Genomic DNA, 25500 nt, shown 5'->3' on the forward strand with positions numbered 1-25500 from the left:
ACGTAAATAGTATTCTGATTAGATATACGGGTTCTAATTATCCGGTCGGACGGGGAGGGCGCTTCCCCTACGCGACGGCCGGCTTCGTCCCCTTGCTTCGGTTCGTCCGAGCCGCCGCGAGGTGTTTGACGGCCCCAACGGTGAACGCGAGCGCCCCGAGGATCGTCGGCGTGTCCCCGAGCGTCCGCGCCCACAACAGCGCCCTCACCCGTGGCCGCTCGTAGAACTCGAGGCTCCGTGCGGCGGCGTACCCCTCGGTGTAGGCCGCTTGCAACTGGACGAACCCGACCGGGAGCAACGACGCGACGGTCATGATCGCGAGTCCGACGTTCGTCAGCCAGAACGCCCCCCGGAACCACGTCGGGTCCCACGCCTCCTCGGGCGTGACCACCCGCAGGATATAGGTTCCAAGCCCGAGCGCGAGCAGGCCGAACGCGCCGAACGTCGCCGCGTGGGCGTGGGCCACGGTCAGGTAGGTGCCGTGTTCGTAGTAGTTGATCACCGGCAGGTTGATGAAGAACCCGAGCACGCCGCCGCCGACGAAGTTCCAGACGCTGCTGGCGATGATGAACAGGAACGGGATCGTATACGGGAACGCCTCGCCCTGTGCGCGCAGCGAGCGGTACTCGCCGAGGCTCCGGTAGAGGACGAACACCAGCGGGACGAACTCTAAGGTCGAGAACGTCGTTCCGAGGGGCACCCAGAAGTCGGGCAGGCCGACCCACCAGTAGTGGTGCGAGACGCCGACGATGCCCGCGCCCATGATCGCGAACACCTCGAAGAGGATCGCCTTCTCGGCGTCGCCCCGTTCGACGAGTTCCATCGAGACCAGCGCGACCGCGACAACGGCGGTCACGAAGAACTCGAAGACGCCCTCGACCCACATGTGGACGACCCACCAGCGCCAGAACTCCGTGACCGCGATGTTGGTGTCGGGGGTGTAGAGCATGCTCGCGGCGAACAGCAGCGCGATCGAACCGCCCGCGTACGCCATGAAGTGCCCGAGGCCGGTCGGGGAGTCCTCGACCCGGCGCACGCCCCGGATCACAAGCCCGGTCCAGCCGACGAAGCCGACCAGTAGGAGGAGTTTCCAGAGCCGGCCGACCTCGAGGTATTCGAGGCCCTCCGAACCGAGCCACCACCAGAGGTCGCTCTCCTCGGGCGAACCGAACTTCCCGTGGGTGCCGAGCCAGACGCCCACGAACGCACCGACGGTCGCGGCGACGAGCAGACCCAACAGTGCGGTCGTTCCCGCGGCCTGCCACGGCGGGTCGCGGTCACTGAACAGCCCCGGGAGGAACAGGCCGCCCGCGAGCCACAGCGTCGTGATCCAGAGCACCGCGAGGTTGATGTGCCAGGTCCGGACCGTCGCGAACGGCAGCAGCGAGACGAGTTCGATCCCGAGCGCATCGCCGAGGCCGAAGAAACCGGTGCGCTCGACGTAGTAGTGGGCCAGAAGCGCCCCGGCGAGCGCCTGAACGACGAACAGCGCGCCGGCGACGGGGACGTACCACGCGGCGGCGTACTGCGCCGGGGTGATCGACACCGAATCGGGCGAGGGGATCTCGATCGCCTCGGTCGTCGGCTCGGCGAAGTCGATGGCGTGATAGGCCCACACCCCGAGGCCGCCGCCGGCGACGAGCAGCACGACGCTGATCGTGCTCCAGACGAGCACCTGTCCCGTCGGGCGGTTGCCGGTCCCGGGCACGTAGGGCCAGTCGTTCGTATACGAATGGGCCGCGTTCGGCCTGTCGGTGTGGGCCATCCAGGCGGTCCAGCACGCGAAGTCGCCGATCCGGGCGGCCTGCTCCCGGCTGGCGACGAACTCCGCCGGGACCCCCCGCTCGGGTTCCCCTTCGTAGTACCGCTCGACGTACTCCTCGCGGATCCGGCGGTGGGCGTAGGCTTCGGCCGCCGAATACCGGGCGACCGCCCCCTCGGGCGCCTCGGCGTCGAGTTCCCGCTCGACCCGGCGCTCGACGGCGGCCCGCTCGTCGTCCGCGAGGCCCTCGATAGAATCGGCCCCGCGTTCGCGGGCGTAGTACTCGCGCATGTACTCGGCCTTCAGGTCCAGCGCGTCGGCGGTGAGATCGACCCCGAAATAGGAGCCGTTGCCGAGGATCGACCCGTGGTTCATGAGGCCGTTCGCCTGGAACGCCCGCTTGCCGGCGCGCACCTGTTCGGCGGTGACGACGACGTCGCCGTCGGGACCACGGAACTCCTCGGGGATCGGCGGCGCGTTTCGATACGAGAGCCACGCCCCGAGCCCCATCGCCACGAGGTTGGCGACGAACAGCGCCACGAGCGTCTTCGACCCCGTCATCCCCGAGCGAGGGTCGAACCCGCCCTCGTCGTCTCGAAGCGCGCTCGATAGGCGTGGCAGCAACTCGACGATCAGCCGTTCGATCGGCGGGACCGCCCCCTCTTCGCCGCCCGCTCCCAGCAGGGTCGCTACCGCCCCGGCCACTCCCCGATCGAGCGGGAGGGCCGTCCCCCCGTTCGTGGCCGCGAGCGCCGCGACCGTCGCCGTCACGGCCGATCTGGCGTCGGCCCTCGTTCCATCTTCCCCGCTCGCCCCATCGAACGACCGGGTGAGTTCCTCGAGCGCCCGTTCGAGTCGGTGGCCGGTCTCGACGGCATCGCGGTCGAGAACCCCCCCGAAGGCGTCGGCGGACCGTTCCCCGCTCAGGTCGGCGACGTCCAGCCCGGAGAGAAGTCCCATCAGCGAACGGTCCCCCTCCTTTTCGACTTCGGAACCGGATCGCTCCGAGAGTTCCGCGATCCCCTCGAACAGTTCCTCGGCGATCGCGGTGGTCTGGCGGTCCCGGATCGCCTCGACGGTCCGATCGTCGAGGCGTCTCTCGTCCAAGTCGTACCGATACAGGAACGCCTCGACGGCCCGATCCCGGGGGTCCGCGCCGAGTTCGTCGCCGTAGCGTTCGAGGCCCCGATCGACGGCATCGAGCGCCCGTTCGCGCGCGAGCAGACGGGCCCGCGTCGGAAGTCGGTCGGCCGTGTCGACACCGAGCCGGTCGCGTACGAAGGTCGTCAACGGGTCCCCCGCGGAAGCGGGATCGTCGCCCCCGAAGGGGCCTGTGTTCGGAAGGTATCTCGTGAGTCTCATGGCTTACCGTCCCGTGTCATGTCCTGATAGACTGACACACGCACGGACGATAAACGTCCCGCCGAAGGTGTTCGAATCGCTCCTCTCGGGCCGTTTTCCGGCACCCGACGGACCCGGATCGACGCACACCGGCCACGGATCGACCCGTCTGGGTCGCCCGCACGACCGGTCGCCGTTCTCGGCACCGCTGGCGCCGTCAGTGCCCGTAGCTACTTATAGGATTATCGGAGCCACCCGGATACGTCGCCTCCCGAGAGCCGACGCCGTGGTTCGATCCCCGGACGGAAACTCTCTGGACTGCTACGATAATTCCTATACTCTTAGCCGCCCAACGGATAGCCGGACTATGACTTCGACGATCGAGATCGACGACGAACTCCGGGAACGGTTGGAGGGATACCTCGAAGAGGAGGAGACGATCGAGGAGTTCATCGCCGAACTCCTCAATATGTACGAGACGGAGGGTGCGTTCCTCCAAGAGGGGTACTCGGAATAAGGGCGATACGCGCCCTTCGGGGGTCGGGGGGTGATGGCGGGTGGGCGAACCCAATCCGTGACCGGCGGGTTCGCTCGGCGTCGGATGCCGGACGGGCGACGGGGAGTTCGAAACCGTTCGCCGTCACGCCCACGGCCACCAGCCACCCGCCATCGCGAACCCGGCGACCGCCGTCAGGATGCCGACGACGACGGTGTACCAGGCGATCGGCGTCGTGTACTCGTCGAGTTCGAGGCCCAGGAGGACGAAAAAGGCCGTCCAGAGGATCGCCCAGATCCACCACAGACCCGCGAGCCCGACGTCGCCCGCCGTGAAGACGATGTAGCCGGTCGGTGCCGCGATGGCGGCCACGAACGCACAGTACCAGCCGAAGGAGCGTTGATCCTCGATCCCTCGGATCGCGTTCGCGCCGACCCAGAGGTACGTGAACGAGAACAACAGCGTCCCGGCGGCGTTGAACGCGTCGGCGGTCCGGTACTCGCCGAACGCCCATAGCTCCCCGAACGCCCACCACATCGCGATCAGGAAGGTGAGCGCGCCGACGAAGAAGTTCAGGATCGCGACGTCGTCGCCCGTCGCCCGACCCAGCAACCAGATCCCGTTGACGATCAGTACGGCTCCGACGAAGAGCAGCCCCATCCCCAGTATTCCGTATGGCATTGTATCGGTGTCCAGCGCGTCGTTTCGCGTGTTACTGTCTACCGTAGTCGTCGGTGAACTGTTGTCGTATACACATTTATACTTATTCACGATCTCCCCATACTACGCTGGCGCACAATCAATCACCGAACAGGTGTGAATCGAATGTCATCTTTATATGGGTATCCCACAAGGGATCTGATGGGATCATGACTCGGGGACGAATGGGGACGACGCGGCTCGACGAGGAACTCGATCGGCTCCAGGACCGTGACGCCCAGCAGTTCAACATCGACGCGGGCGTCGCTATCGCGGATCTGGTTCGGACGACGCTGGGCCCGAAGGGGCTCGACAAGATGCTCGTCGACGCCGGGCGGATCGTCGTCACGAACGACGGGGCCAGTATCCTCGACCGGATCGCGATCGATCACCCGACCGCGAAGGTGTTCGTGGCGACGGCGGCGAACCAGAACGCGCACGTCGGCGACGGGGCAACGACCGCGGTGATCGTCGCCGCCGAACTCCTCCGGAACGCGACCGGGTTGCTCGATCGCGGGATCCACCCGACCGCGATAACCAACGGCTACCAACTGGCCCTGAACCACGTGACGGAGATGCTAGCGGCGACCGCGATCGGGGTGGATCGAGACGATACACACACGCTGGAACGAACCGTACGGGCGGCAGTCACCGGGAAATGGGACGTGCGTGCGGCGAGGCGGTTCGCGGCGTTGGCCGTGCGAGCGGGTACCGCCGTGGAGGTCGACGGCCGCATCGATCCCGATCGGTTGACGCTGAAATCCTACCCCGGCGGTTCGCTCGCGGATTCACGGCTCGTCTCGGGCCTGGCGATCGATCTGGTGAGTTCCTCTACGACGCTCGTCTCGCCCGACGCCCAACTCCCGACCGTCTTCGAGGACGCGGGGATCGCCCTGATCGACGACCAACTGACCATCGAGACGGCATCGGCCGTCTCACGGGTTCGCTTCGACGGCCCGGACCAACGGGCGGCGTTCACCCGGTACGAGGACGACGTCTATACGGGGTACGTGACCGACCTGATCGACGCCGGGGTCGACATCGTCTTCTGTCAGAAATCGATCGACGACCGGGTCCGCTCGATGCTGGCGAAAGCGGGCGTCGTTCCGGTCGAGCGCACGCGTCAGGACGAACTGCACAAACTCGCCCGGACGACCGGGGCGAAACCGGTTCGATCCACGGCCGAACTCGATTCGCGGACGGTCGGACGGGCAACGACCGTCGAGCGGCGACGACTCAACGCGACGGAGGTCGTCGTCGTCCGGACCGCCGAAACGGAGCAGCACTCGCTGCTCCTGCGTGGCGGCACCGAGCACGTCGCCGACGAGACGAAACGGGTCTTCGAGACGTGTCTCCGGAACCTCGCGGCTCTGCTGGACGATCCGCGGGTCGTTCCGGGCGGCGGCGCGCCCGAGGTCGAACTGGCGTCCCGCCTGCGATCGCACGCCGAGGGGATAGACGGCCGCGAGCAGTTTGCGGTCCTCGCCTTCGCGGATGCGCTCGAACGCGTTCCGGGGACGCTCGCCAGCACCGCGGGGATGGATCCCATCGATACGGTGCTCGAACTACGAACCGAACACGACCGGGGCAACCGCCATGCCGGAATCGACGTGACGTCGCGTCGAATCGAGGACCTGGCCGAACGGGGGGTCTTCGACCCGCTCCGCGTCCGGCAGCGGGCGTTCGAGAGCGCCACCGAAGCGGCGACGCTCCTCTTGCGGGTGGATGACGTGGTCGCGGCCAAGCGGTCGGACGACGGCCCCGACCAGCTGGGCCAGCACGGCCACGACCACGGCCACGGCACGAGCGGGGACGCCGGCGGATACCCGTGGGCGATCGGCCACTGAGCCCCGAATCGAACGGGACGGTCGCCACGCCCTCGAGAGACCCGTCAACTCCCCGTCTCGCTCATGACCGAAACAAAATAGTTGGATATCTATAAGGTATGCGGTATCGTGGGACACACTATCTCATGCCAGAGACCGTGATAGACGTCGACGTCGAGGCCCCGGTGGACGAACAGCCGACCGCGGTCCACAACCGGTGGCACCCGGACATCCCATCGGTCGTAACGGTCGACCCGGGGGATCGGGTCCGTGTCGAGTGTCTCGACTGGACGGGCGGCCAGATCACCGACGACGACAACGCGAACGAGGTGCGGGACGTGAACCTCGAGGAGGTCCACTACCTGAGTGGGCCGATCGAGGTCGCGGGCGCGGAGCCCGGGGACCTCTTGGTGATGGACATCCTCGACATCGGCGCGCTCAACGAGCGCTGGGAGTACGGCTTTACGGGTATCTTCTCCCAACAGAACGGCGGTGGCTTCCTCACCGACCACTTCCCGGACGCCGCGAAGGCGATCTGGGACCTCTACGGGACGAAAACGAGTTCCAGACACATCCCCGGCGTGCGCTTCGAGGGGAAGATCCACCCGGGGCTGGTCGGAACCGCGCCCTCACAGGAACTGCTCGAGGCGTGGAACGACCGCGAGCAGGCGCTCATGGATCGCCACGCCGAGGACCCCGAATCGATCCCGAACCACCCGACGGGCGAGGAGAACCCGCCCGTCGCGAACCCGCCGGAGACGGACGCGGCGCTCATGGGCGAGATGGACGACGACGAGGCCGAGGCGGCCGCCCAAGAGGCCGCCCGGACGGTTCCACCGCGCGAGAACGGCGGCAACTGCGACATCAAGGACCTCTCGCTGGGCACCCGCGTGTACTTCCCGGTGTTCGTCGAGGGCGGGAAGCTCTCGATGGGCGACATCCACTTCTCGCAGGGCGACGGCGAGATCACGTTCTGCGGGGCGATCGAGATGGCGGGCTATCTCGACGTCGAACTCGACCTGATCAAGGACGGGATGAACACGTACGGCATCGACCACCCGATCTTCGAACCCGGTCACCGTGGCCCCACCTTCGAGGACTACGTCGTCTTCGAGGGCTACTCCGTAACCGAGGACGGCGAGCAACACTACATCGACCCGCACGTGGCCTATCGACGTGCCGCCCTCGAAGCCATCGAGTACCTGAAGAAGTTCGGCTACACCGGCGAGCAGGCCTACATGCTGCTTTCGACCGTGCCGGTCGAGGGACGCCAGAGCGGGATGGTCGACATCCCCAACGCCTGTTCGACGCTCGCGATTCCGAAGGACGTCTTCGAGTTCGACATCAGTCCCACGGGGCTGGGCGAGTCGGCGGACCGCGGTCAGGTCGCGATAACCGACGATCCGCTCGGGAACTGACCTGCCTTCCCTCGCTCGCGGAGCGTCGACCCGTCGAACGGAGGGGCCACGAGACCGCCGAAGCGATACCAGCGGCCCCATACGTACTATATTCATCAGTAACATGATCAGTATATTCAACAATTTATATGACGGTCAGCGTCGAGTGGTGTGTTGTACCATGCCAGAGACCGTCTTCGAGGTCGACGTGGACGCACCACCCGACGAGCAACCGGACCCGATCGTCAACCGGTGGCATCCGGACATCCCGGCGGCGGCGACCGTCGAGCCCGGCGAGAAGTTCCGCGTCGAGTGTCTCGACTGGACCGGCAATCAGGTGGAGAACAGCGATAACGCCAACGACATCCGCGACATGCGACTCGATCCCAACCACCACCTCACCGGCCCGATCGAGATCGCGGGGGCGCAACCGGGCGACGTCCTCGTCGTCGACGTCCTCGATCTCGGCCCCTTCCCGGACAACGAGTGGGGCTTTACGGGTATCTTCGAGCTGGACAACGGCGGAGGCTTTCTCACCGACCACTTCCCGGACGCCGCGAAGGCGATCTGGGAGTTCGACGGCGTCCACACCCACTCGCGTCACATCGAGGGCGTCCACTTCCCGGGCTGTGTCCACCCCGGCATCATCGGCACGTGCCCCTCACACGAACTGCTCGCCGAGTGGAACGAGCGCGAGCGGGAGCTGATCGAGAAGGGGCCCGAGTCCCCGGAGGGAGTCAACCACGAGACGGGCGACGACCAGCCACCGCTCGCACTCCCGCCGGAGCCAAACGAGGTCATGCTGGGTGCGATGGACGACGACCGAGTGGAGGAGGCCGCGAAGGAAGCCGCCCGGACGATTCCACCCCGGGAGAACGCGGGCAACTGCGACATCAAGAACCTCGGCCGGGGCTCGCGGGTGTACCTCCCAGTGTTCGTCGAGGGGGCGAAACTCATCGTCGGCGACCTGCACTTCTCGCAGGGCGATGGCGAGATCACGTTCTGTGGGGCCATCGAGATGGCGGGCTGGCTCGACCTGAAGGTCGACGTCATCGAGGACGGAATGGAGAAGCTCAAGACGGATCACGCGATCTTCAAGCCGGGCTATCAGGACCCCGACTTCTCGAGTTACGTGGTGTTCGAGGGCTACTCGGTCGACGAGGACGGCACCCAGCACTACAAGAACGCGAACGTCGGCATGCGCCGTGCGTGTCTGGACGCGATCGACTACCTGACCAACTTCGGCTACACCCGCGAGCAGGCGTACGTGATCCTGAGTACGGTGCCCGTCGAGAGCCGCATCGCCGGCATCGTCGACCTCCCGAACACGTGCGTCACGGTCTCGATCCCGAACGAGGTCTTCGAGTTCGACATCGATCCCGACAAGCTCTGGGACGGGCCGGACACCGCCGATCGCAGTGACGTCGCGAAACCGACCTAGCGCGTCTTCGTTTCCGTTTCTAAACATTAGATAACGGGACCGTCGCTGGGCGACTCCTCGATATCCGTTCGAACGATCGTTCCTTTTTGGACCGGGATAATCGCTCGATGGCGTCGACTGGTAAGGCGTTCACTAGCGGATCGGCGCGACTACGACGCGTGAGTCGCCGATCGCACCCGAGACGTGTACGGTCGGACGACAGAGTTCGATGCACATAACAATCCTCCCGGCAGGCATACGTCCCTCTCGCCATGCAACGAAGTTCGTCCGTCCCGCTACCGGTACAGCTAGACCAGATGCTCGAACCGTTCTCACAACTGATCACCGACCTCGCGCTCCTGATTCCGCGACTCATCGGCGCGCTCGTCATCCTCCTCATCGGTTGGTTCTTCGGACGGATCGTCGCCCGGATCGTCAGTACGATCGTCGACAGGGTCGAACTCGACCGCTTGACGCTTCGAACGCCCCTCGGGGATGTACTCGGGGGGACCGAGAGGGCCGTCTCGAATACGTTCGGCACGCTCGCCGCCTACTACATCTACTTCATCGCGGTCCTCGCCGCGGCGAACGTCCTCGACATCCCGCTGCTCTCCGCCTGGATCGCCGACGCCGCGTCGTACCTGCCGGCCTTTATCGGCGGGCTGGTGATCATCGTGATCGGCTTCATCGTCGTCGACTTCGTCGGGGACGTGATCGAGCGATCGAGCGCAACGACTGACGACAGGTACACGTCGCTGCTCGCGACGGCAGTGCAGATGTTCCTGTATTTCATCGTCATCGTCGTCGCGCTCGATACGATGCAGGTTGACGTCGGGATCCTCTACATCTTCGCTGCCGCTCTCGCCGGCGGACTCGGCCTCGCGCTCGCGATCGGTCTCGGGATCGCGTTCGGATTCGGCGCGCGCGGCTACGTCGCCGACAACATTGACGAGTGGGCCGGGCAAGCCGGTGCCGGGATGGGCCCCGGCTCACGCCGCGAACCGCGCGGTTCGGATGCCGATTCCGACATCGATATGGACGACTGAGTCCGGTGTCCTCTCGGCGATGACAGCCCGCTCTGTCGACGCCACTGACGCCCGTTACCGGCCGAAACTCCTGTACGCCTCGATTCCCCGTCGAGAGCTCTCGCGACGACGCTCTTCAAAAGCGGATCGTGGGTGTCGGGTAGAGCCGTCGCTGGCAACGCGTAGCGGGCACAGGTGACGCGTTCGCGTCACCCTGTTCCTGTTTGAACTGCTGGATTCGGAGACGAGCGCCGCGAATATGCCGGAGCGGGTTCGCTGGCGCGAGGGTCTCCAGTACCCGTGCCGCCGGTTCGTATCAGTGGTCAGCCACGGCAGCTACCGAGAGTAGCAGCGTATGTACCGATTGCGACCGCACGTCCGACGATAAGACCGGCGTTCACGAGAGCGTCCGGGGAACCCTTCGCGCATTCGAGGAGGCGGCCGATCGTGACGTGCTTCACGAGGTGTTCGAGAAGCACCGCAGCGATACCGTTCCCGTCGGATGTCGGACCGATCGCTCTCGACACCGCACCCGATCCGAACTCGGGAGACCGATTACCGGAAACGAAAACGATTCGGTGAACGTGTGTGAATACCGAGTCGCCGACCGATAGGAACACGTAATGCGTTGGCAATACAACTACACTGTCCTCGGCCTCTGTACTGCGGCCTTTCTGGTAACGATGGCCGCTCGGCTGGCGGTCAGTCCCCTCATTCCGGACATCGCCACCGAGTTCGGCGTCTCCTACGGGGTGATCGGTCTCGCCCTCACCGGCATGTGGCTCGCGTACGGGTTGACGCAGTTTCCGAGCGGCGTCCTCGCGGACCGATACGGCGAGCGTCGCGTCATTCTCGTGTCGATTGCCGGTACCTCGGCTATGGTGTTGCTGGTGGCCGGTGCTCCGACCTTCGGCCTCTTCGTCGTTGGCACCATCCTCATGGGGTCCGTGGCGGGGTTGCATTATAGCGTGGCGACGACGCTGTTCGCCCGGATTTTCAGCGATGTCGGGATGCCGATCGGAATTCATAACACGGGTGGCACCCTCGCTGGGCTCCTCACCCCCGTCGTCGTCGTGTGGGCCGCCGTCTCTCTCGGCTGGCGGGGTGGAATCGCGATCGTGGCCGCCGTGGGGATCCCGGTCGCGCTCCTCTTCGCCTGGCACGTCAGGCCGACGCCCCCACAACGACCGGACGGATCGATCCGAGAACAGGTCCAGGTGTCGTACTTCGTATCGTTGCTCTCCCGGCCGACCATCGCGTTCACGGTACTCATCGCCGTTCTGACGGAGTTCGTCTGGCAAGCCGTCTCCTCGTTCCTCCCCACATTTCTGATCATCCACCGGGGGCTTTCCGAGTCACTGGCCGCCGCCGTGTTCTCCGTGTACTTCGTCGCGCTCAGTATCGGGTCGATCGGTGTCGGGGCGGCTGCCGACCGAGTCGGCAACGATCGCACCATCGGAGCCAGCATGCTGGTCGCCGTGGCCGGAATCACGAGCCTGATCGTCGGACCTGGACTCACTGCCGTGGCCGTCGGGGCCGTCCTCCTCGGGATCGGGATGGGGTTCAGCCCGGCCGTCTTCCCCCGGTTTCTCGACGAATTTAGCGAGGCGGAGCGGAACGCGAGCTTCGGCCTCGTCCGATCGGTCTACATGATACTCGCGTCTCTCGGATCGGTGGTGACCGGCGGGGTGGCTGACCTGTTCGGGTGGGTTCCGGCCTTCGGATTCCTGGCCGCAGTGCTCGGGGTGGTTATCGTCGGTCTGGTGGGCAATCGGGCGTTCGACCTCGGGTACTGATCGCTCCCCTCGGAGTCTACTTGATAAACCCCGTCAGCGGACACGACGGTCACCGAAGGTCGATCCGTATCCGATCGCCGTGAGCCCTTCCCCCGCTCGTCTCCCGTCTCTCGGCGAGCCCCCGTCGAACGGCCGCTACGCCCCTCTTCCAACGCTGACTTGTTGGAAACGCCTGCTAAGTTATGATCCGCTCGAACGGGCTAGTCGATTACACGCGTACGCGCGTTTGATCATTATATATGACCGGTTGAACGGTGATCCGAACAGTTCGTCTCGCCTTCGCTCGTTTCCGGCGTCAACGGACCGATCGGAACGGGGGGATCGTCGAACCTCCTCGATGACGAGGATCGGTCGCGTGTGACGGCTTCGCGGTTTCGTGTCGGGGAGTCATTCAGCCCCCGATCCGTCGGGGTCGAGGTATCCCATCGCCTCCGTGTCCGGGACCTGTTCGAACGACCGGTAGAACTGGCCGACTGCGCCGAACCACGCCGGCGTCTCGACGCAGACGACGGTGTCGGCCTCGTCGCGGAGGTGCTCGATCGCCTCCGGCGATCCGACGGGTACCGCGAGCGTCACGTGCGCGGCGCCGGCGTTGCGGACGCGTCGAAGACACGCGCGGGTCGTCGCACCGGTCGCGACGCCGTCGTCGACGACGAGCACCCGTTTTCCCTCGAGGGCGATCGGTTCGCGCCCCTCCCGGTACCGATCCGCTTTCTCCCTCGCCGCCGTCGCCACCGCTTCTCGCTGCCGGTCGACGTATCCCTCGTCGACCGAGAGTCGGGCGATGATCTCGTCGTTGAGCCAGACGGACCCGTCGCTCGCGACGGCGCCGATCGCCAGTTCGGGGTTCCCGGGCGCACCGATCTTCTTCGCGACGACGACGTCGAGGGGGACGCCGAGGTCGTCGGCGACGATTCGGCCGAGCGGGAGTCCGCCACGAGGGATGGCGAGGACGACGTCCGCGCCGACGTTTCGTCCCGTCACTGCGGCCGCGAGGCGTTCTCCGGCGTCGGTTCGGTCAGCGAACATCGGCGCCACCCCGATCGTGCGCCCCGGTCGAAGCGTTCCGGTTCGGCCGGTCGTGAGACCGTCTCACTGCCGGGGGCGTGCGCACCTGTCTCGTCCCCTCTTCGATGTCGAGTCGGGTCGTCATGGACGATCGTCTTCTGTACTACCCCCGATCACTAAAAGCCAGCACCCGAGCGGCTTCGAGACTGCCGCCCGAACGGCGGCGAGGAGTTCGACGAGCGCCCGCTCGATACGGGGTGGGCGGCGGGCGATTTCGCCGATACCGCTATCTCCCGTGGGCGCCAATAACTACCACGGAGGAAGATTTGATGTCGATGGGAACGTTCGATCACGAGGAGTACGAGCGTCGCGAAAAGATGATACACGCCGTCGATGCGGCCGAGAACTACCGACGGACGGGGTTCGAGGGCCACATCGAGTACGTCGGCGACGAGTCGGTCGCGGAACTCCTCGCCCGGTTGAAGGAACTGCGAGAGAACCGGTAGCGGTCGGTGTGATCCCGAACCCGGAGTCGGGCGTCGTCGTGACGGGACGGGAGAGCCAGCGATCGGCGAGCCACCGAATCGAGCGGACGCTTCGTTCGGGCGGCTCGGTGGCGCGGTACACCCGTCCACCGTCAGCCGTCGAGCGTCAGGACGAGTTCCTCACCGTCCCGCTCGAACGCCGTTGCGAACTCCGACGAGAGCTCGCGCATCCGTGCTCGGCTCCACTCGGCCGCCTCGAGGGTCGCCTCGTGAACCGCGTAGTCGTCGATCTCGGTCGGGAGCAGGCGGAGTTCGCTCACTCGCCCGTCGACGGTCACGGTCAGTTCGAACAGGAAGCTCCGGTCGTTGCGGAGGCGGGCGTCGACCGCGTAATCGTCGACGAAGTCGCCCGTGTCGTACAGACAGGGCTTCCCGTCGTGTATCTCGATCCCGTGGAAGACGTGTGCGCTGTGACCGTGAACGACGTCGACGCCCTCGTCGAGGAGCCACCGGGCGAACCGCCTGAACGAGTCGGGCGGTCGCTCGACCATGTTCGGCCCCCAGTGAAGCGAGGCGACCACCAGGTCGGGATCCCCCCTCCGGGCGCGACAGAGCGCCTCGGAGACGCTCGAACGCGTCTCGGCGTCGTTGACGTCGATCTCGATGAACGCCGTCCCGGGCGAGGTTTCGGCGGCGGCGTACTCGGGGGTGTTGTCGGTGAACGAGACGAACGCGATCGTACGGTCCCCGACCGTGACGAACGCGGGTTCCAGCGCCTCGTCGAGCGTCCGCCCGGCGCCGGCGTGAGCGATGCCCGCGTCGTCGAGTTCGTCGAGAGTGTCGCACAGCCCCACCGTCTCGAAGTCGAGTACGTGGTTGTTCGCGAGCGCACAGGCGTCGACCCCGGCGCGTTCGAGCGCGGGGATCGCCCAGCCCGGATCCGCCCGGAAGTGGAACGGTCGATGCGTCCGTCGCCACGGCTCCCCTCGCGTCGACAGGCAGCACTCGAGGTTGACGAACAGCGCGTCAGAGGAGCGAAGGCGGTCCAGCAGGTCCCCCCACACCGCCTCGACGGGTCGACGCCGCTGGCGCTCGTCGACGAGACGGCCGAGCATCACGTCGCCGGTCAGTCCGATCCGGAGCGTCATCGGTGGTCGAGTCGTCCCGTGGGGACAAAAACACGGACCTCGTCCGCGATCACCGGCTGGCTCGCTACTCCCTCGCTCTCCTGGAGACGCCGTTCGACAAGACGCCCGGATCGGCGCCCGTCGCCGGCACGGTCGACCAGGATGGGAGCCTGCGGGTCCGCGCGACGAAGACTGCCGAGGAGACGGCGCTCCGTACGCGCCGGAGCGCCCAGGAAACACGGTCATTGAGCTTCCCTGATGTATCCGAGACCGCAGGAGGTCGTCCGTCGACCTGCTGGGAACCGTACCCGGACGGATCGCATACCCGTCCGGCCATCTCGTTGAAACGTGTCCGGGTATGGTACAATAGTCCGCGCTGACGCTCGGTTTTCATCGGGATGTCGGGATCCTCAGTGTACGTGGTCGCTTCAACTAGATATAACGAACCTATATCACCGTGTGAGCCTACCACACACAAGCCATGCAAGCACAGAGGCGCAAGCTCCTCATCGGAATCGGAGCAACTGTGGTGGGGATCAGTACGGGCAGTAGCGTCCTCGCAGACGAGCATACAGGGGGCGAAGACGAGGGGTCGTCGTCGGACGAGATGGACAGCGAAGGGCCCACTATCGAGCTCCCGCGGGAGTATCATGCGCATTTGGAAGGGGACGCAGAAACGGAAGAAGTAGAGACGGATGCCTCAGGAGAGGCGAGGTTCGAAGTGAACGAGGACGGGATGGAAGCCACCTACGAGGTGACGATAGAGAACCTCTGTAACATCACACAGGCACACGTCCATCTCGGTGGCGAAGGCGAGGACGGTCCCGTCGTCGTCTGGCTCTACCCCGAGGACGGAACGGAACCGAAACTCGTCGACGGGCGGTTCTCCGGCACCCTTGCAGAGGGGTCGATCACGGCGGACGATCTCGTTGGGGACTGGGAAGGCGCCGACTTCGAGGACGCCGTTGCGACCTTCGAGGAGGAGGGAGCCTACGTCAACGTCCATACGGAGCAGTATCCGGACGGCGAGATTCGTGGCCAGATCCTCCCGCCTCACGAGTAGGAAACGGCGTTTCGGGCGCTTTCCCGCCCTCGATTCCGGTGTCCGACTACGACATCCGGAACCACGCCCCGCGTGGCGAATCCGGTCGCGATCGCGATATCCCCGACAGTAAAGAAGGACAGGACGAATCGATATGCATCATGGAGACTGTTCGCGCACGGTCGATCGTCCGGGTCGGTGCGATGCTCTGCGGCGTGTTGTTCGTATCCGGCGTCGCATCCGGACACGTAGAGTACGTCGGAGAGGGGGAACGGGGTGATCCGGTCGCGTTCCTCGCGGAAGCGCTGTCGGATCCGGTCGTGATCGGCGCGCTCGCGGCCGGCGGTATCGGGGTTGTCGCCGTGATCGTCTTGTACTTGCGTGTTCGTCCCTTTTCCCGTGATATCGCCGTCTTCCGGCGGGTGATGGTGGACTATAGCGACCTCGTGCCGTGGCTGCTCCGACTCGGATTCGGGCTCCCGCTCATCGGGGCCGGCTTCGCGGGCTACTTCTTCGCTCCGGCCGTCTCGCCGACACTCGTCGGTAGCGTGCCATCGCGGCTGTTCCAGATCGCGCTGGGATTCCTCCTCCTGTTCGGACTGGCGACCCGAGCCGCCGCACTGACGGGACTGGTGGTGTACGTATTCGCACTGCTCGCACGGCCGGATTTGCTGTTCTCGCTCGAGTGGATCCCCGGGTTCGTTGCGATCGCGCTCGTCGGCAGCGGGCGTCCGAGTGCCGATCACACCCTCCAGCGGGTCGCCGCAGCGGACGGCACGTTCTACGGCGAGATAGACCCCGTCCATCGCGCGGCTCACTGGCTGGCCGACCGGCTGGAACCGTATCGTCGGTATCTCCCGACGATCGTTCGAATCGGAATGGGGGTCGCGTTCGCGTTCCTCGGACTAGCTGAAAAACTGCTCGCACCGACGCTTGCGTTGGGCGTGGTCCAGCAGTACGGGCTCGCCGACGTTACGCCGATCCCGCCCGAACTGTGGGTGCTGGGTGCAGGACTCACGGAATGTGCGCTCGGAGTCGCACTGCTCGTCGGGTTTTTCACCCGTGCGTCGGCACTGACCGCGCTGTTCGTCTTCACGCTGACGCTGTTCGCCCTTCCGAACGACCCCGTGCTCGCGCATATCGGGCTCTTCAGTCTCGCCTCCACGCTCCTGATCACCGGTGCCGGTCCGTACGCGCTGGACAACCGGATCGGCGCAACTGGCCCTCCCGATAGCGATCCGTACTCCGCCTCCGTGACGGCGGACTGATAGGGAATCGTGGCCAGCCGGAGACGGGGCGCGTCTCGACCGGGTCCGGTGGTCGATTCGGAGAGAGGAACTCGCCGCACGTCTCCGAGACTCCCTCTGAGCCAGGCTATAGGGGCTCGCCATCGTCGGGGATAACGAACACCCCGCTCACCCGCGGCCAGTCCGGATCTATTGGGGATTCTCGTAGCCAACCGTCTAGTGCGACTCACAGGAGCTGACGCCGTGTTTCGATCCTGGGCAGGAGAGTCCCATGGACCTCTACGATAATCCCTATATGGCCCCTTCTCGCCCCTTAACTCACCCGCCCGCCCCCTCGCCCTCCTCGAACTCGCTCTCGGCTTCGCTTGTCGACTCCGATCCGGCCTCGGCCCTCTCCTCTCCGAGTGCCCAGACGTAGAGACACGCGATTCCCAGCCCCACTGTCAGCCCGATCGATACCACACTCCCCAACGACAACGATGCGTTGGCCATCACCGTCCCCAACGGTAGCACGTTCCCGGCCATTCCCATTGTGATCAGTTACCACAACTCTCGAACACCATTGAGATAGTACTTTTGATCCATGCAATAACTCCCGTGATGGTTTTCCCTCCCGGCCCACGCCCCATCCGAGTTTCAGACGGCACATAGCCCGCTCTCACGACGCGGTCGGCCGTAGACGAGTTCGCTTTCCTCCCCCCTGAGGGCAGTGATTCTGCACCGAACGACGGACGCTCTCGGATGAAACCCGCTCGCCCGTGGCTCCTGCCCGCCGGTTCGTCCACGGCACGGTTCACTCCCGCCCGAGTCGCTTCCCCCTCCCCGTCCATCGAAACCTCTCGATTAGCCCGTCCGCGGGTCGTCTCAGACCCTGTCCGTCGTTTCACCGTCCTCGTCCGGCCTCAGACCGGCACGAACAACTCCCTGGTGTACGATTCAACACCGACCGCACGATGGGGTTTCGATCCCGTCGACGGCGTGGAGTTTCCTTTCTCCTCCGTCCCTGAATGTCAGTATCGTAGTACGAAATCGAGATACATACACAATTTCTCACCAATCCATACTACAATCACGTATTAAACGACGTGTAGACGCGTTCGGTTGTTATTCGGACAAAATACGTTCTGATTGTGGAATTTTTATTCCGGGACCCGGAGAGATACAGAAGTTTATAGCTTCGGATCGTTCAGCGCTTCATGGGAACGAAAAGGCAGCCCAACCGGCCCGATAACCGTCTAGGAATCCTTGGCTGGTTTTCGTTACTGGGATTCGTTAGCATGGTCGGGCTGTATTACGCCGATGTGATTACCGAGGGAAACGGCCTACCACCGACGACGAGCCTCCCTATCGGGATCATAGCCGGTCTAGGCGCCCTCCTCTTTTGGTTGGGGAACGACCCGACTTCGAAATAGGCCGGGTCGTACTGTGACGGGTAGAACGTACCCTACGACCACGGGGTCGACGTGGCCCGCTCGAATCCACCGAACGAGTTCTGATACGGGTCACGCCGCGTATCCCGCCGGTCCGCTCGTCCTCGTTCGTCCTCGTATCCCACGAACGCGCGCGGGTGAACAATGGGCCGCTCGATAGCGGAGTCGCACGTCTTTCCAGCGTGATTCGGGGCGGGTGATCGATACGTGGTCGCTCGTTGGATACCAGCAAAACCGTGGAGGGTTCCGATCACTACCGTCCCGTCGTGCATCAGTTCCTCGATGAGGGGGCCTTCGAGGCCGCCGTGGCCTCTACCGAAGCGTCTCGACTGCTGTCTTCCGGCGGCTTTTCACGCCAGATATAGGTCGAGAACACGACGAACAGCGTTTCGAGTACGAGTGCCCCGATGATGCCCCACGTCCAGATCGGAAGTCCAAACGCCAACTCGGCGTTCCATGCCGGTGGAGCGTACCAGGGGACCATAATAGCGAGAATACCGCCGAGACCGATCCAGAAAACCGTGGTCTGTGCCGGAAGGATGTATCGGGTATCCGGTTCGCCGTCCTCCGTAACGGCGATCGAGTTGTACCGAAGAATTCGTTTTGCCCGCTCCGTTTCTTCGTCCTGCCCCGAGAGATAGCTCCCGCCCACTAGAACCGCGGAGTTCGCGATGAGGCCGATGATACCCGCGTGAAAGCTGTATACTTCGGGGTTTCCGCTCGCATAGAGCGCGATCGCGACCGCACACCCGACGAGCATCCCTGCAATAGCAGGCGTGTTTTTCACTCGATGGGTGTAGAGGCCGAAGAGGAACAGCGGCGTCGCCTGGAGCAAGAACTCGAACTTCAACTCGGTCCACGTCCAGATGGTGAGCGACGGTCTGAACGAGATGCCGAGCGCTACCAGTAACGACAACGCCAGGAAGACTCGACTCACGTTGATGACCCTGCTATCCGTCGCCTCCGGTTCGATGAATCGCCCGTAGAGGTCCTTCGCCAACACCATCGAGACGACCATCACCGCCGCCCCAGCCGTAGAGAGTGTCGCCATGATCACCCCGAGGGCGATCAGCGATGGCAGCAGCGTACTCCCCTCTAACTGGACGAAGGCACCGAGCAAGTACGGCACGACCTGCTCGGATTGGGACTCGGACAGCGCCGGGAAGACGCCGCTGGCGAACATCCCGATGATCCAAAGCGTGAACGCAGCAAAGAAGAAAACGGGCGCCTGTAGTCTGAACGTCCGCCTGAGGTTCTCCGCGTCCCGAACGCCGAGGTAGAACTGCTGAATGTGGATGTACGTCGGGAGGCCGAGGAGGATCAGAACGATCGTGCTGTACCAACCCTGCATCGTTGCCATCTCCGGAATCGTCAGTTTGCTCGGGGCCTCCTGCCAGACGGTGTCCATCTGTGCGGTGAAGCCGCCCAACGTCCCGATCAGGAGCAGCATCAGCGATAGCGAGAACAGCATCAACGCCCCCTGTACTGCCGCGGTCAGTGCGGTCCCCCGGAACCCGCCGAGGCCGACGTAGAGGAGGATGACGATGGCGAACAGGACGATGACCGCTTGGTAGGGTAGTACGCCCCCGGACGCGACGTTGCCGAGATACCCCATCGCGAAGAACTGCTCGGTGAACTGGACGAAGGTCCCCCAGAGGAGGAAAAAGACGGCGATGAAGGCGACCTTCGAGTTGAAGCGATGCTCGAGGTAATCGATCGGCGACGTGTACTCCCATTTGATGCCGAGGTTGATGAGCGGCGGTGCGACGATGAGAGAACCGATGACTGCAGCGACCATGAATTGCGGATACACCAGAAACCACGCCCCCGATCGATACGTTTCCGCGGCATAGCCCAGGAACGAGTTTCCGCTGTAGGAATCGGCGAAGATCGTGAGTGCGATGATCACGAACCCCAGCGACTTGCTCGCCGAGAAGAAATCGTCCGCATCGACGCCGACCCGTTTGTTGTATGAATACCAGCCGATGTAGATCATCACTGCGAGGCCGACGATCGTCAGGATCGCTATGTCCCACCCGAGGGAGACCTCCTGGGGTTCCACTTGCATGTTATCGATTCAAACCCCAGTGAAGGGCCGTTCGGCAGACTCCTGCCCGTCGTGGTTCGGTATGGTATGCTTCGGTAGTGACTGTCATGGAATATGGTTACGGACTACGAGGAGCGGCGGCCAAAAACCTTGCCATACTCCCTCACGATACGGGATCGGGATCATCGGCCGCTCGTGCCGTCCCACCCGCTTGCGTCCAGTCGGGAACCGCGGGCCACGGTTCGCGTATGGGGCTTCGTCTCCGTCGGTGGCGGTATTGCGGTCACCAGGACCCGAAACGCTCGCGGTGTTCGGTCATACTACCCGTTGCTTCGAGCGCTAGCAACAGCTTGATTCGCGCCTTGTGGGCCGGCAAGTCGTCCCCGCTGATCGCGCCGTGGTTCTCCAGCGTTTGGCCGCCGCCGTTTCCATAGACTGCACTGAGCGTCCCGGCGTGCGTTCGCGACGTTACGACGACCGGAATCCCCCCATCGATCGCCGCCGCGACGGCATCGCTCAGCGTCTCGCTCGTGTTCCCGAGCCCGAACCCGTCGAGGACGATCCCGTCGTCGCCCCGCTCGATCGCGGACCGGATCTGGTGATCGTCCATCCCCTGTCCTGACGAGACGATCGAGACGGTCCTGTCGGTACGCAGCGCCGGGAGATCGACCGAGTAACTGCCCGGCTCACGGTGCAGCCGGACGTCGTCCCGCGTGAACGTCGCCACGGGACCGTTGTCCGGCGATTCGAACGTCTCCAGCTTGCTCGTGTGACCCTTCGTCACGTCGCGGGCCGCGTGTAGCTCCTCGTTGAACGCGATGTAGACCCCGCTACGGATCTCCTCGTGTGTCGCGGCCCGAAACGCGGTCACGAGGTTCGCCGGTCCGTCCGCACTCACCTCGTCCGGACGACGCTGAGCGCCGGTGAAGACGATCGGTACGTCGAGATCCAGCGCCAGATCGAGGTGATACGCCGACTCCTCCATCGTGTCGGTCCCGTGGGTGACGACGATCCCATCGGCGATATCCTCGGCTGCACGAGCGGCCTCGCCAAGATCGGCGACGTCGTCCTGATCGAGGTTGAAACTGCCGAGCTGGGTGACCTGTTCGACGAGGATTTCGTCGGCGTACTCGTTCAGGTCGGGTACCGAGTCGACGAGCGCGTCCCCGCTCTGCGACGGCGAAGCACCGCCCTCCCCCGGGGTGCTCGCGATCGTCCCGCCCATACTCAACACCTGCACGACGGTTTCATCGTCCCCCGTCCGATCGTCACCGTCGGCGTCGGTCTCGGATCCGTCGGTGCCCCCAGCGGTACTGCTCGCTCGCCGCCCGCCGCCCGTGCCACCCATCATCCGCATGAACGAGCGTCGCTCGAAGCCGTATCGGGTCATCCGTGTGTCGTGTGAACTCTCATCGCGATAAGGATGGGGATACCCGCAAACGGGGGAACGATCGTCTCGGAACGGACTACGGAGGACCACGTTTTGGGGAAGGGCCGTCGAATCACCAGTTCTCGAGGACACAGCGATCAGTCGGATCACGGAGGATGACACACGTTCTCTCGCGGTCCATCGGATGACAAGACTGAACAGCACGACCACGAACGAACAGGTGGGTGAGGCTCACCGTTCGTGCAGTATCTCTCGACCCCGAAGCGGGTGATCGCGGGCCTCCGGAGCGGCGGACGCGGAAAGATGCTCCTCGCGATCGCCTTCGGCTGGTTTCTGTCGATCAGCGTCAGGATGATCTATCCCGCGCTGTTGTCCCATCTCCGCGGTGCGTACGGCCTCACGCTCACGACCGCCGGCCTCCTGTTGACCGTCCTCTGGATCGCGTACGCGTGCGGGCAACTCCCCGGCGGAATCCTCGCCGACTGGGTCGGGGAGCGCCTGCTGTTGATCGCCAGTTCCCTTCTCGCGGCCACGATGCTCGGCCTCGTCGTCGTCGCGGACTCGACGATCGTCCTGTTCTCGGCGACGGCGCTGTTCGGCATGGGGACGGCGCTGTACGGCGTCTCGCGGTTCACGATCCTCGACGAGATCTATCCCGAGCAGCTCGGCACGGCGACGGGCGTGACGATGGCCGCCGGCGACCTCGGGAACGCGGTGATGCCGCCCGCCGCCGGATTCATCGCGGTCGCGGTGGCCTGGCAGTACGGCTTCGGGTTCGCCGTTCCGCTCTTCGTGCTCGCGGCGGTCGGTCTCCGGGCGACGCTTCCGCGACGCGAGCGGACGGCGACGTCGCTGCGCGAGACCCTCGCACTCGACGACGTCGTCCCGACGGTGTTCCAGCCGATCGTGCTGCGTGGAACCGCGTTGCTCGTGGTGTGGGGCGTGATCATGCAGGCGTTCATCGGGTTCTACCCGACCTATCTGATCGACACGAAGGGGCTCTCGGTGCAGGTCGCGACCGTGCTGTTCGGCCTCTTTTTCGCGCTCGGCGTCCTGATAAAGCCGGTTGCAGGCCGGGCCTACGACCGTATCGGCGTTCGGGTCCCGCTGTTGGCGATCATGAGTACGGCCGGCCTGGCTCTCGGCGCGCTCCCGTTCGCCGGCGAGGTATGGCTGTTCGCCCTCCTGACCGTCCTCGCGAGCAGCCTCCTGGGATTCGAAACGATCGTGATCTCCGATCTCACCCGGCGGCTTCCGGACGGGACACGGGGGACGAATCTGGGCGCGCTCCGGACGGTCTACATCGCCCTCGGTGCGTTGAGCCCGGTCCTCTTCGGGGCGGTCGCCGACCGGGGGTACTTCGACGAGGCGTTCCTCGGTATCGCCGTGCTCGCCGGCGTGGTCGTCCTCGTCGTGTTCCTCTCGATCGAGTACTGATCCGACGGTCGGCTACCCGATCACGGAAGCGGGAAACGGACACACTCGGCCGGAACGTAGGACCACGTCCGTCCGGGATCGGGCGTCACGCCTCCGAATCCGGGCCAAGAAACAACTCTCTCGAACCCGACGTGCCGTCATGGACGACGCCACCGTCGGTACCGACGACGTAGTCCAAGCGGAGAGTTTCGCCGAACAGGCACGGCGCCGGGCCGAAACCGAACGGCGGGCCGTCGAGTGGGCCGTCGACGAACTCGAACGAGTGATCGACGAACGGGACGCCGATCTCGAACTGCCGCTCGAGTACGCCCGGCGGAGTCGAAAGAGCCTGCCCGACCGCCATCGACGGGCCTACGAGGCGATGGCCGACGTGTTCGACGTCGATTCGGAGGTCTACGACGTCTACGTGTTCGCTTACGCGGAACTCTGTGAGGAGCTCGCCGATGGTGACGGCCGATCCGAGAAGAACCCGAAGGGATGTACGAACGCGCTCGTTGCCCCGTCGAAGGTCGAGCCGAATGCTGGCTTCGACGCCCGAACCGGCACTCCCGGGCCACTCGTGCTCAAAAACCGGGACATCGCGGGCCGAGGGGCGCGACCGAAATCGGTCATCGAGCAGCCACCGATCGGCGACTACTACGGCTTCCTGACGATCGATACGTGTGGGACGGTTTCGACGTTCAAGGGCGTCAACGAGCGGGGATTGGTCACGGCCAACACCTACATCGACAGTACGCGAGACGACATCGACCCCGAAGACCAACTCCGAAACGGGACCGTCATCCGGCGACTCCTAGAGGAGTGTGCCACCGTCGACGAGGCCCGGGACCTGCTCGAATCCCATCCGACGCGTCGGTTGTGTGGCCAGACGCTGTTCCTGGCCGACGCGACCGACACGGCCTTGCTCGAGATCGACCCCGTGGCCGAGCGAATCGCCGTCGACGACGGTCCCCTCGCGATCAGAACGAACCACTTCGTACACTCGACGTCGACTCGGACCGACAGTTCGACGAAGCGGCGCAAGCGCGCACGCGAGTTGCTCGAGGAAACGGATCGAGTCGGCCGCGAGGACCTGCGAGCGGTGGCCCGGGATCACGCGAACGGTCCGAGCGACGCGTCCATCTGTCGCCATCCGGAACCCGAGACGGACGAACCACACGCGTTCGGACAGCTGACGACCGCGAGTACGACGATCTTCGAAGGTGGCTCGCCAGCGATCGAAATCTGGATGGGTAATCCGTGCGGAACGGAGCGCACCCGATGTGTGTTCGGTGAAGGGGTCCCCAGCGAACTCCGGACCGGCCGGCGGTGGCTCGATCGACTTCGCTAGAGGACGGAGTTCGTGCCCGTGTATGCTGCCTGCGGACCGCTTACACGTCTCTCGCGGCTAGTTCGACCGTATCGACATCACGGCCGGGTGTGAACGCCTACTCGTGTTCGAGGCGCACCTCGCAGCACGCGTCTGCATCGATGTCCACGTTCAGGGCGTCGAGCGACCGAGCCGAGCGCCGGTAGGCCGCGTAGGTCGTCTCCGCCCATTCGCGTACTTCCGGGGCATCGGTGTCGACCAGTACGCGGATGGCCCCGCTATCGGGGGTATACCCCGTGATGCTGACTCGGTCGTCGAACAGCGTGAGCCCGTATCCCGGGACTTCATCGTGTACCCACACCGTGAGATTCCCGCTTCCCATGGTCTTCGAGAAGTGGTCCGGATACGTCGAGAGGACGTGCTTCGAGACGTACGGCGGGTCGATGATCTCCGCCTCCATGCCGTCGACGACTCTTCGACAGAACAGCTCCCGACACGGTTCGAACAGGGCCAGGTCGGACCCGAGTAGCCTGAACCGATCGGTCGCTTCGAGCAGCGAGACGAACCGATTCACCGGGCGATACGGGTCGGTCGCCTCGGCAACCGTCACGACCGCGTCGGCGAACAGGTCTATCCGCAGGTCGCCCGTCTCGACCGGAAGCCAGTGCCAGACGTCCCGGAGTCTCCGTTCGTTTTCGACCCGTTCGATCAGCCCTGCCATTCCGGAGGCGATGTACGCGCCCACGGGCGTCGCCTCGAACTGACGACCACTCTTACGGATCCAGTTGCGGTCCTCGAACTCGCTCAGCGTCCGCCGGATCGTCGACGACGAGACTCCGACCAGCTCACGGAGTTCGGATCTGCTACGGGGTCGGTCGGCCAGAGCGACGAGCGTCGAAACCCGGTGTTCGGACCGCGCGAGATACGCGATGTCGCCGATCGGCGATCCCGTATTCGGTCCCATGGTACTAGTGTACACACGGTTTTGTAATAACCGTTCTCTCTCCCGTGAGCCGAGCCCACCCGATGGGGTCGTGTCGTCCAACTGTCATTCGAGTCCCGAGGTGGGATGTCGGTGATTGACCGTGCGACAGTTCTAAGGGACTGCTGGGTCAGCTACGTGGGCGATGTATAGCGATACCCGGTCACTTCTCGAGCGCACCTCGCGTCCGACCGGAACGCCACTCACCGGAAGGGACCATAGGAGCGAGGCAAA

The 25500-nt window shown here is 64.8% G+C and carries 19 protein-coding genes and 1 pseudogene; 12 read left to right on the forward strand and 8 right to left on the reverse strand.

Going from position 1 to position 25500, the window contains the following annotated elements; genetic code table 11:
• Positions 1–67: 67 nt before the first annotated feature.
• Positions 68–3124, reverse strand: a complete 3057-nt coding sequence (locus QRT08_RS02420; RefSeq protein ID WP_286044153.1) for a nitric-oxide reductase large subunit — start codon at positions 3122–3124, stop codon at positions 68–70.
• 346 nt (positions 3125–3470) lie between these two features.
• On the opposite strand from QRT08_RS02420, the gene QRT08_RS02425 reads away from it, so the two are divergent.
• Positions 3471–3620 (forward strand): DUF7557 family protein, encoded by a 150-nt coding sequence (locus tag QRT08_RS02425; protein ID WP_286044155.1) that lies wholly within the window; start codon positions 3471–3473, stop codon positions 3618–3620.
• A gap of 123 nt (positions 3621–3743) precedes the next feature.
• On the opposite strand, the gene QRT08_RS02430 is transcribed toward QRT08_RS02425, so the two are convergent.
• Positions 3744–4280 carry an AmiS/UreI family transporter gene (locus QRT08_RS02430; protein WP_286044157.1) on the reverse strand — a complete coding sequence of 179 codons (537 nt, stop codon included), beginning with the start codon at positions 4278–4280 and terminating at the stop codon, positions 3744–3746.
• A gap of 203 nt (positions 4281–4483) precedes the next feature.
• On the opposite strand from QRT08_RS02430, the gene thsA reads away from it, so the two are divergent.
• The 6 genes and pseudogenes from thsA to QRT08_RS02460 all read left to right on the forward strand — a co-directional run bounded on the left by thsA (position 4484) and on the right by QRT08_RS02460 (position 11762).
• A complete protein-coding gene (thsA, locus tag QRT08_RS02435; protein WP_286044159.1) occupies positions 4484–6145 on the forward strand; it encodes a thermosome subunit alpha in 1662 nt (553 codons plus the stop codon).
• 125 nt (positions 6146–6270) lie between these two features.
• Entirely contained in the window at positions 6271–7542 is a 1272-nt protein-coding gene (gene fmdA, locus QRT08_RS02440; protein ID WP_286044161.1) for a formamidase, read from the forward strand.
• A 160-nt stretch (positions 7543–7702) separates the two neighbouring features.
• A complete protein-coding gene (gene fmdA, locus QRT08_RS02445) occupies positions 7703–8962 on the forward strand; it encodes a formamidase (RefSeq protein WP_286044163.1) in 1260 nt (419 codons plus the stop codon).
• 251 nt (positions 8963–9213) lie between these two features.
• Positions 9214–9987, forward strand: coding sequence for a mechanosensitive ion channel family protein (locus QRT08_RS02450; protein ID WP_286044165.1), 774 nt, complete (start codon positions 9214–9216; stop codon positions 9985–9987).
• A gap of 193 nt (positions 9988–10180) precedes the next feature.
• Positions 10181–10361 (forward strand): annotated as a pseudogene (locus QRT08_RS02455) (IS1595 family transposase); the annotation flags it as partial.
• A 228-nt stretch (positions 10362–10589) separates the two neighbouring features.
• Positions 10590–11762: an MFS transporter gene (locus QRT08_RS02460; protein WP_286044167.1), complete on the forward strand. Its 1173-nt coding sequence runs from the start codon at positions 10590–10592 to the stop codon at positions 11760–11762.
• 387 nt (positions 11763–12149) lie between these two features.
• Here the strand turns inward: QRT08_RS02460 and QRT08_RS02465 are convergent, their stop codons facing one another.
• On the reverse strand, positions 12150–12791 hold the full coding sequence (locus QRT08_RS02465; protein ID WP_286044168.1) for a phosphoribosyltransferase: 642 nt from the start codon (positions 12789–12791) through the stop codon (positions 12150–12152).
• 314 nt (positions 12792–13105) lie between these two features.
• Between QRT08_RS02465 and QRT08_RS02470 the strand changes: the two genes are divergently transcribed.
• Positions 13106–13276 (forward strand): DUF5786 family protein, encoded by a 171-nt coding sequence (locus tag QRT08_RS02470; RefSeq protein WP_286044170.1) that lies wholly within the window; start codon positions 13106–13108, stop codon positions 13274–13276.
• Positions 13277–13407: 131 nt separating this feature from the next.
• Here QRT08_RS02470 and QRT08_RS02475 read toward each other — a convergent pair whose 3' ends face one another.
• Complete coding sequence (locus tag QRT08_RS02475) at positions 13408–14403, reverse strand: CapA family protein (RefSeq protein ID WP_286044171.1); 996 nt, start codon at positions 14401–14403, stop codon at positions 13408–13410.
• Positions 14404–14863: 460 nt separating this feature from the next.
• Between QRT08_RS02475 and QRT08_RS02480 the strand changes: the two genes are divergently transcribed.
• Together QRT08_RS02480 and QRT08_RS02485 are read left to right on the forward strand one after the other, a co-directional pair.
• Complete coding sequence (locus QRT08_RS02480; protein ID WP_286044173.1) at positions 14864–15445, forward strand: CHRD domain-containing protein; 582 nt, start codon at positions 14864–14866, stop codon at positions 15443–15445.
• A 140-nt stretch (positions 15446–15585) separates the two neighbouring features.
• The gene (locus QRT08_RS02485; RefSeq protein ID WP_286044174.1) at positions 15586–16692 is read left to right on the forward strand and encodes a DoxX family protein; all 1107 of its coding nucleotides are present in this window, start codon (positions 15586–15588) and stop codon (positions 16690–16692) included.
• A gap of 297 nt (positions 16693–16989) precedes the next feature.
• Here QRT08_RS02485 and QRT08_RS02490 read toward each other — a convergent pair whose 3' ends face one another.
• From QRT08_RS02490 to QRT08_RS02500, 3 genes are all read right to left on the reverse strand, one after another.
• Complete coding sequence (locus QRT08_RS02490; protein ID WP_286044175.1) at positions 16990–17202, reverse strand: hypothetical protein; 213 nt, start codon at positions 17200–17202, stop codon at positions 16990–16992.
• A gap of 1170 nt (positions 17203–18372) precedes the next feature.
• Positions 18373–20169 (reverse strand): sodium:solute symporter family protein, encoded by a 1797-nt coding sequence (locus QRT08_RS02495; RefSeq protein ID WP_286044177.1) that lies wholly within the window; start codon positions 20167–20169, stop codon positions 18373–18375.
• A gap of 262 nt (positions 20170–20431) precedes the next feature.
• Positions 20432–21538: an asparaginase gene (locus tag QRT08_RS02500; protein ID WP_286044178.1), complete on the reverse strand. Its 1107-nt coding sequence runs from the start codon at positions 21536–21538 to the stop codon at positions 20432–20434.
• A 303-nt stretch (positions 21539–21841) separates the two neighbouring features.
• Here QRT08_RS02500 and QRT08_RS02505 point away from each other — a divergent pair, with 303 nt between their 5' ends.
• Together QRT08_RS02505 and QRT08_RS02510 are read left to right on the forward strand one after the other, a co-directional pair.
• Positions 21842–22975: an MFS transporter gene (locus tag QRT08_RS02505; RefSeq protein ID WP_303650212.1), complete on the forward strand. Its 1134-nt coding sequence runs from the start codon at positions 21842–21844 to the stop codon at positions 22973–22975.
• Positions 22976–23114: 139 nt separating this feature from the next.
• Entirely contained in the window at positions 23115–24305 is a 1191-nt protein-coding gene (locus QRT08_RS02510; RefSeq protein ID WP_286044181.1) for a C45 family autoproteolytic acyltransferase/hydrolase, read from the forward strand.
• A 97-nt stretch (positions 24306–24402) separates the two neighbouring features.
• On the opposite strand, the gene QRT08_RS02515 is transcribed toward QRT08_RS02510, so the two are convergent.
• A complete protein-coding gene (locus QRT08_RS02515) occupies positions 24403–25248 on the reverse strand; it encodes a helix-turn-helix transcriptional regulator (protein ID WP_286044182.1) in 846 nt (281 codons plus the stop codon).
• Positions 25249–25500 lie beyond the last annotated feature (252 nt).

The organism is Halalkalicoccus sp. NIPERK01 (assembly GCF_030287405.1).
GTDB lineage: Archaea > Halobacteriota > Halobacteria > Halobacteriales > Halalkalicoccaceae > Halalkalicoccus.

Excerpts from the sequence above, each read along its gene's own strand:
- QRT08_RS02420 (WP_286044153.1), bottom strand. The coding sequence starts at position 3,124 with ATGAGACTCACGAGATACCTTCCGAACACAGGCCCCTTCGGGGGCGAC.
- QRT08_RS02425 (WP_286044155.1), top strand. The coding sequence starts at position 3,471 with ATGACTTCGACGATCGAGATCGACGACGAACTCCGGGAACGGTTGGAG.
- QRT08_RS02430 (WP_286044157.1), bottom strand. The coding sequence starts at position 4,280 with ATGCCATACGGAATACTGGGGATGGGGCTGCTCTTCGTCGGAGCCGTA.
- thsA (WP_286044159.1), top strand. The coding sequence starts at position 4,484 with ATGGGGACGACGCGGCTCGACGAGGAACTCGATCGGCTCCAGGACCGT.
- fmdA (WP_286044161.1), top strand. The coding sequence starts at position 6,271 with ATGCCAGAGACCGTGATAGACGTCGACGTCGAGGCCCCGGTGGACGAA.
- fmdA (WP_286044163.1), top strand. The coding sequence starts at position 7,703 with ATGCCAGAGACCGTCTTCGAGGTCGACGTGGACGCACCACCCGACGAG.
- QRT08_RS02450 (WP_286044165.1), top strand. The coding sequence starts at position 9,214 with ATGCAACGAAGTTCGTCCGTCCCGCTACCGGTACAGCTAGACCAGATG.
- QRT08_RS02460 (WP_286044167.1), top strand. The coding sequence starts at position 10,590 with ATGCGTTGGCAATACAACTACACTGTCCTCGGCCTCTGTACTGCGGCC.
- QRT08_RS02465 (WP_286044168.1), bottom strand. The coding sequence starts at position 12,791 with ATGTTCGCTGACCGAACCGACGCCGGAGAACGCCTCGCGGCCGCAGTG.
- QRT08_RS02470 (WP_286044170.1), top strand. The coding sequence starts at position 13,106 with ATGGGAACGTTCGATCACGAGGAGTACGAGCGTCGCGAAAAGATGATA.
- QRT08_RS02475 (WP_286044171.1), bottom strand. The coding sequence starts at position 14,403 with ATGACGCTCCGGATCGGACTGACCGGCGACGTGATGCTCGGCCGTCTC.
- QRT08_RS02480 (WP_286044173.1), top strand. The coding sequence starts at position 14,864 with ATGCAAGCACAGAGGCGCAAGCTCCTCATCGGAATCGGAGCAACTGTG.
- QRT08_RS02485 (WP_286044174.1), top strand. The coding sequence starts at position 15,586 with ATGGAGACTGTTCGCGCACGGTCGATCGTCCGGGTCGGTGCGATGCTC.
- QRT08_RS02490 (WP_286044175.1), bottom strand. The coding sequence starts at position 17,202 with ATGGGAATGGCCGGGAACGTGCTACCGTTGGGGACGGTGATGGCCAAC.
- QRT08_RS02495 (WP_286044177.1), bottom strand. The coding sequence starts at position 20,169 with ATGCAAGTGGAACCCCAGGAGGTCTCCCTCGGGTGGGACATAGCGATC.
- QRT08_RS02500 (WP_286044178.1), bottom strand. The coding sequence starts at position 21,538 with ATGACCCGATACGGCTTCGAGCGACGCTCGTTCATGCGGATGATGGGT.
- QRT08_RS02505 (WP_303650212.1), top strand. The coding sequence starts at position 21,842 with ATGCTCCTCGCGATCGCCTTCGGCTGGTTTCTGTCGATCAGCGTCAGG.
- QRT08_RS02510 (WP_286044181.1), top strand. The coding sequence starts at position 23,115 with ATGGACGACGCCACCGTCGGTACCGACGACGTAGTCCAAGCGGAGAGT.
- QRT08_RS02515 (WP_286044182.1), bottom strand. The coding sequence starts at position 25,248 with ATGGGACCGAATACGGGATCGCCGATCGGCGACATCGCGTATCTCGCG.